5 protein-coding genes are annotated in these 6,605 nt (G+C 66.7%); 3 read left to right on the forward strand and 2 right to left on the reverse strand.

Features of this window, described 5'->3' with window-relative positions:
- Together Q3A80_RS31575 and Q3A80_RS31580 are read right to left on the reverse strand one after the other, a co-directional pair.
- On the reverse strand, window positions 1-305 hold a 305-nt coding region (locus Q3A80_RS31575; RefSeq protein WP_446332694.1), incomplete at its 3' end, for an NAD(P)/FAD-dependent oxidoreductase.
- Window positions 306-339: 34 nt separating this feature from the next.
- Complete coding sequence (locus Q3A80_RS31580; protein ID WP_446332695.1) at window positions 340-2,130, reverse strand: acyl-CoA dehydrogenase; 1,791 nt, start codon at window positions 2,128-2,130, stop codon at window positions 340-342.
- A gap of 413 nt (window positions 2,131-2,543) precedes the next feature.
- On the opposite strand from Q3A80_RS31580, the gene Q3A80_RS31585 reads away from it, so the two are divergent.
- The 3 genes from Q3A80_RS31585 to pntB all read left to right on the forward strand — a co-directional run bounded on the left by Q3A80_RS31585 (window position 2,544) and on the right by pntB (window position 6,547).
- On the forward strand, window positions 2,544-3,134 hold the full coding sequence (locus Q3A80_RS31585; RefSeq protein WP_446332696.1) for a dimethylsulfonioproprionate lyase family protein: 591 nt from the start codon (window positions 2,544-2,546) through the stop codon (window positions 3,132-3,134).
- Window positions 3,135-3,519: 385 nt separating this feature from the next.
- Window positions 3,520-5,121 (forward strand): Re/Si-specific NAD(P)(+) transhydrogenase subunit alpha, encoded by a 1,602-nt coding sequence (locus tag Q3A80_RS31590; RefSeq protein ID WP_446332697.1) that lies wholly within the window; start codon window positions 3,520-3,522, stop codon window positions 5,119-5,121.
- A 13-nt stretch (window positions 5,122-5,134) separates the two neighbouring features.
- Window positions 5,135-6,547, forward strand: coding sequence for a Re/Si-specific NAD(P)(+) transhydrogenase subunit beta (pntB, locus tag Q3A80_RS31595; RefSeq protein ID WP_446332698.1), 1,413 nt, complete (start codon window positions 5,135-5,137; stop codon window positions 6,545-6,547).
- The last annotated feature ends 58 nt before the right edge of the window (window positions 6,548-6,605 follow it).

Consider the following 6,605-nt stretch of genomic DNA (forward strand, 5'->3'; position numbering starts at 1 on the left):
CCTTCAGAAAGGAACAGGAAGCGGTCTTCCGTCACCTCGACGTTCAAAGGCGCGCCCTGTTCCTTCCAGTCGGGAAACAGTTCGGTGATCGCGCGCGGGTCCATCACCGCGCCCGACAGGATGTGCGCGCCGATCTCGGAACCTTTCTCGAGCACGCACACGCCGATCTCGGTGCCTTTCTCGGCGGCCAGCTGCTTGAGCCGGATCGCAGCCGACAGCCCGGCAGGGCCGCCGCCGACGATCACGACGTCGTATTCCATCGATTCGCGCGGGCCGTATTGCGCGAGCAAGTCCTGTGTGGTCAAAATCCTGTCTCCTCCTGCGCCCCGACCGTTACGGTCAGAACTGGTCTTCCGTCAACGCGAGCACGCTCTCGTTGCCCTTCGCGCCGACGATCGACGCTTCGAGCCCGACGGCCTGCACGAGCACGTGCTCCGCATAACATTGTGCGATCGCGATCTTCGCATCGAAGAACGCCGTGTCGCTCGCGCGGTTCGCGTGCGCGGCCAGCAGCGCGCGCGCCATCTGCCATCCGCACAGCACGACGCCCGCAAGCTTCAGGTACGGCACGCTGCCCGCGAACACCGCGTTCGGGTCCTGCTTCGCGTTCGCGAGCACGTAGTCGACCACCGCCGACAACGCGCGCGCGCCGTTCTCCAGCTGCGCCTTCATCGACGCGGCAGCCGCGCCGTCGACGTTGCCGAGCGCCGCGACCGTGGCGCCGATCTCCGCGACCAGCGCCTTCGCGACCGCGCCGCCGTCGCGCAGCGTCTTGCGGCCGACCAGGTCGTTCGCCTGGATCGCGGTCGTGCCTTCGTAGATCGCGAGAATCCGCGCATCGCGGTAATACTGCGCGGCGCCGGTTTCCTCGATGAAGCCCATCCCGCCGTGCACCTGCACGCCGAGACTCGCGACGTCGTTCACCATCTCGGTGCTCCAGCCCTTCACGACCGGCACCAGATATTCGTAGATTGCCTGATGACGTGCGCGCGTCGCCTCGTCCGAATGGCGGTGGGCAATGTCGCTGTGCGCGGCGGCCACGTAGGCCAGCGCCCGTGCGCCTTCGGTCAGCGCGCGCATCGTACCGAGCATCCGGCGCACGTCCGGGTGATGGATGATGGTCACCGACTGCTTCGCCGATCCGTCGACCGGGCGGCTCTGCACGCGCTCCTTCGCGAATTCGGCGGCCTTCTGGTACGCACGGTCGGCGACGCCGATCCCCTGCATCCCGACGCCGAAACGCGCGGCGTTCATCATGATGAACATGTATTCGAGGCCGCGATTCTCTTCGCCGACCAGGTAACCGATCGCGCCGCCGTGATCGCCGTATTGCAGCACCGCGGTCGGGCTCGCCTTGATCCCGAGCTTGTGCTCGATCGACACGCAGTGCACGTCGTTGCGCGCGCCGAGCGAGCCGTCTTCGTTGACCAGGAACTTCGGCACGATGAACAGCGAAATGCCCTTCACGCCTTCCGGCGCGTTCGGCGTGCGCGCCAGCACCAGGTGGACGATGTTGTCCGCCATGTCGTGCTCGCCCCACGTGATGAAGATCTTCGTGCCGAACACCTTGTACGTGCCGTCGCCCTGCGGCTCGGCGCGCGAGCGCACCAGCGCGAGGTCCGAGCCGGCCTGCGGCTCGGTCAGGTTCATCGTGCCCGTCCATTCGCCCGAGATCAGCTTCGGCACGTAGCGCTGCTTCTGCTCGTCGGTGCCGGCCGTCAGCAGCGCCTCGATCGCGCCGTCGGTCAGCAGCGGACACAGCGCGAACGACAGGTTCGATGCGTTCAGCATTTCGATGCACGGCGTCGCGATCAGCTTCGGCAGCCCCTGGCCGTCGTATTCGGACGGATGCTGCAGGCCCTGCCAGCCGCCTTCGACGAACTGGCGGAACGCGGCGCCGAAGCCGGGCGTCGCGGTCACGACACCGTCCTTCCAGCTGCTCGGGTTGCGGTCGCCTTCGACGTTCAGCGGCGCCAGCACTTCCCCGCAGAATTTCGCGGATTCGTCGAGCACGGCCTGCGCCGTGTCGTACCCGGCCTCCTCGAAGCCCGGCAACTGCGCAACGGTGTCGATGCCCGCGAGTTCCTTCAGCACGAACAGCATGTCCTTGACAGGGGCGTTATAGCTCATGGTCGATGTTCCAAATCAGGCGGTGAATGAGGCGCGCGGCCCGGGCGGCTGCGGCAAAACCGGCCAGCGCCAGGCGACGTCGTGACCCATCGTAATGCTGCGCCGGCCGTTTCCCATTGTCATATCCGGCCCACATGGTGACAAAATCGGCCACGCGATGGGCCGACAGCCGCCGGAAACGCACGGCGACGAGGGAACTGTGCCGACGGCGCCTTCGGGAAAACGGTTGCACACGGCATACCGATCAGGGTAGCACCGGATGATGGGGCGGAATCGGCCGCCGCCGGTCGCCGGTGACATGAGTGCATGGCGGCCGGTGCCAAATCGGCCGCCCTTTTTCGCTGCCCGGACCGGAACGTTTCTGCGTAGACTTTCGTCGATCGGCCCACATTGCCCCGGGAGCAGCGAGCAAGATGAATGAACGTCCGAAGCACATCGCGGATTTCGTCCGGATCGCCGGCGAACTGTTCCAGTCGGAGAAGCTTCCCCCTGCCGCGCGTGCATTCGCGCCGCAAGTGTTCGCACGGTTGCAGCAACCGTCCGACAACGGCGTGCGCAATGCGGTGCGCTACCCCGCATGCGAATGGCTGGAGCCGGCGCTCGAGTCCGTCGCACGCGTGAACCCGACGTTCGCCGCCGTCGCGCAGCTGATCCGGTCGCTCGAGCCGCTGGTCGGCTGGACGCGCCGTACGTCCGGAACGGACGGGAGTCCGAACTACATCGACGGGCACGTGAATGGAATGATCTGCGGGCCCGGCGGCGCGGAAAGCCGCGACGACATTCAGCTCGGCTTCTCGTTGATGATGCCCGGCGTGCGATACCCGGATCACGGTCACGCGCCGGAAGAAGCCTACGTGCTGATGACCGCCGGCGAGTTCCGGCAGCAGAACGGCGAATGGTTCGATCCCGGGATCGGCGGCGGCATCCACAATCCGCGCGGCGCGCTGCATGCGATGCGTTCCGGCGACGCGCCGTTCCTCGCGATCTGGTGTCTGCTCAATTGATCCGATGATCGTTGCGACGCACTGACAGGCACGCGTGCCCCCACGGTCGCTCTGCGGCGATTCGCCTACCGGCCGGTCGGGATTGTCAGGGCGCGATGTCGATCGGCGCGCGACAGCGACGGCCGCGCAGCATCGTCAACACCCGTTCGGCCGACGCGATGTCGCCCGCGCGTGGATAAAACACAACAGTGCAACGGAATACGCGCCGCGCGCGATCGCCTCTCGATTGCGCGTCCGTTCTGGGGCATACTCGTTCCCGTCACGCGAACGGTCGTTCTTTTTCTGACGCAAACCGTCGCGCATGCCACTAAACACGCACATGATTCTGGTACCTTGACGCACCGGCCCGAGCGCTTCGCGACGGCCATCACCCATCTTTCATACTATGACATTACAGATTGGGATTCCTCTGGAGACAGCCACCGGCGAACGGCGCGTTGCGACCGTCCCCGAAGTGGTCGAGAAACTGATCAAGCTGGGGTTTTCGGTCGCCGTCCAAAGCGGCGCCGGTGCCGGCGCGAACTTTGACGACGACGCGTACCGCGCCGCCGGCGCGAGCATTGCCGCCACCGCGGCCGAGCTCTGGTCCGTCAGCGACATCGTGTTCAAGGTACGCCCGCCGAGCGCCGACGAAGTCGCGCTGATGCGCGAAGGCGGCACGCTGATCGGTTTCGTGTGGCCCGCGCAGAATCCCGAACTGATGCAGCAGCTGGCCGCGAAGCGCGCGACCGTGCTCGCGATCGATTCGCTGCCGCGCACGCTGTCGCGCGCACAGAAGATGGACGCGCTCACGTCGATGGCCGGCATCAGCGGCTATCGCGCGGTGATCGAGGCCGCGCACGCGTTCGGCCGCTTCCTGAACGGCCAGGTCACCGCGGCCGGCAAGATTCCGCCTGCCAAGGTCTTCATCGCCGGTGCCGGCGTGGCGGGCCTCGCCGCGATCGGCACGGCCGCCAGCCTCGGCGCGATCGTGCGCGCGAACGACACGCGCGCCGAAGTCGCCGATCAGGTGAAGTCGCTGGGCGGCGAGTTCGTCAAGGTCGACTACGAAGAGGAAGGCTCGGGCGGCGGCGGTTACGCGAAAGTGATGAGCGAAGGCTTCCAGCAGGCGCAGCGCGCGATGTATGCGCAGCAGGCCAAGGACGCCGACATCATCATCACGACCGCGCTGATCCCCGGCAAGCCGGCGCCGAAGCTGATCACCGCCGAGATGGTGCAGTCGATGAAGCCCGGCAGCGTGATCGTCGACATGGCCGCCGAACAGGGCGGCAACTGCGAACTCACGGTGCCCGGCGAGGCCGTCGTGCGCCACGGCGTGACGATCGTCGGCTATACCGATCTCGCATCGCGCCTGTCGCGGCAGTCGTCGACGCTCTATGCGACGAACCTGCTGCGCGTGATCGAGGAGCTGTGCAAGAACAAGGACGGCACGATCAACGTCGACTTCGACGACGACGCGATCCGCGGCCTCACCGTGATCAAGGAAGGCAACGTCACGTGGCCGCCGCCGCCGATCAAGCAGGCAGTCGTCGCGCCCAAGCCCGCGGCGGCCGCACCCGCGGCAGCCGCGCCGGCGAAGTCGAAAGGCCACGGTCACAGCGGCGAGCCGATGTCGGCGAAGGCGCTCGCGATCGTGTTCGCGATCGGCGCAGTGGCGTTCCTGCTCGTCGGCCAGTTCGCGCCGGCCAGCTTCCTGTCGCACTTCACGGTGTTCGTGCTCGCGTGCTTCGTCGGCTACATGGTGATCTGGAACGTCACGCCGTCGCTGCACACGCCGCTGATGAGCGTGACCAACGCGATCTCGTCGATCATCGCGATCGGCGCGCTCGTGCAGGTCGCGCCGCCGCTGGGCGAGCTGGCCAACGCGGGCGACCGTCCGTCCGGGCTGATCCTCGGCCTGGCAGTGGGCGCGCTCACGCTGACGGCCGTCAACATGTTCGGCGGCTTCGCGGTCACGCGCCGCATGCTGGCGATGTTCCGCAAATAAGGGGACAACAATAATGACTTCCAACCTGACTACCGTCTCCTATATCGGCGCCGCGATCCTGTTCATCCTGAGCCTCGGCGGCCTCGCAAATCCCGAAACCGCGCGCCGCGGCAACCTGCTCGGCATGATCGGCATGCTGATCGCGGTGCTGGCGACCGTCGCCGGCCCGCGCGTGTCGGCCGCCGGCATTCCGTACGTGATCGCCGCGCTCGTCGTCGGCGGCGCGGTCGGCCTGTATGCCGCGAAGAAAGTGCAGATGACGCAGATGCCGGAACTGGTCGCGCTGATGCACAGCCTGGTCGGTCTCGCGGCCTGCCTCGTCGGCTTCGCGAGCTACATCGACACGTCGCTGCAGTTCTCCGGCGCGGAGAAGGCGATCCACGAGGTCGAGATCTATGTCGGCATCCTGATCGGTGCGGTGACCTTCGCGGGCTCGATCATCGCGTTCGGCAAGCTGTCGGGCAAGATCGGCGGCAAGCCGCTGCTGCTGCCCGCACGGCACTGGCTGAACCTGGCCGCGCTGCTGATCGTGATTTACTTCGGCCGTGCGTTCCTGCATGCGGAAACCATCCAGGACGGCATGCTGCCGCTCGTCGTGATGACCGTGATCTCGCTGCTGTTCGGCGTGCACATGGTGATGGCGATCGGCGGCGCGGACATGCCCGTGGTCGTGTCGATGCTCAACAGCTACTCGGGGTGGGCGGCCGCCGCGACCGGCTTCATGCTCGGCAACGACCTGCTGATCGTGATCGGCGCGCTGGTCGGCTCGTCCGGTGCGATCCTGTCGTACATCATGTGCCGTGCAATGAACCGCAACTTCATCAGCGTGATCGCCGGTGGCTTCGGCAGCGGTGCGGGCGCTCCGGCGGCAGCCGGCGGCGCGGCGCAGCCGGCCGGCGAAGCAGTCGCGGTGAGCGCGGCGGAAACGGCCGAGCTGCTGCGCGAAGCGAAGCGCGTGATCATCGTACCCGGCTACGGGATGGCCGTTGCGCAAGCGCAGCACACCGTGTTCGAACTGACGAAGCTGCTGCGCGAGAAGGGCGTCGACGTGCGTTTCGCGATCCATCCGGTCGCGGGCCGCATGCCGGGCCACATGAACGTGCTGCTGGCCGAGGCGAAGGTGCCTTACGACATCGTGATGGAGATGGACGAAATCAACGACGACTTCCCGGAAGCGGACGTGTCGATGGTGATCGGCGCGAACGACATCGTGAACCCGGCCGCGCAGGACGATCCGGCGAGCCCGATCGCCGGCATGCCGGTGCTGGAAGTGTGGAAGGCGAAGACGTCGATCGTGATGAAGCGCAGCATGGCTTCGGGCTATGCGGGCGTCGACAATCCGTTGTTCTACAAGGACAACAACCGCATGTTGTTCGGCGACGCAAAGTCGATGCTGAACGAGATCTTCGGCGCACTGAAGGCCTGAACCCGGCCTGCGCGCGCTGGAGCGGGCCGCAAAACCGCTCCAGCGCCGCGCAGGCGTC

It is taken from the genome of Burkholderia sp. SR8 (assembly GCF_052851275.1).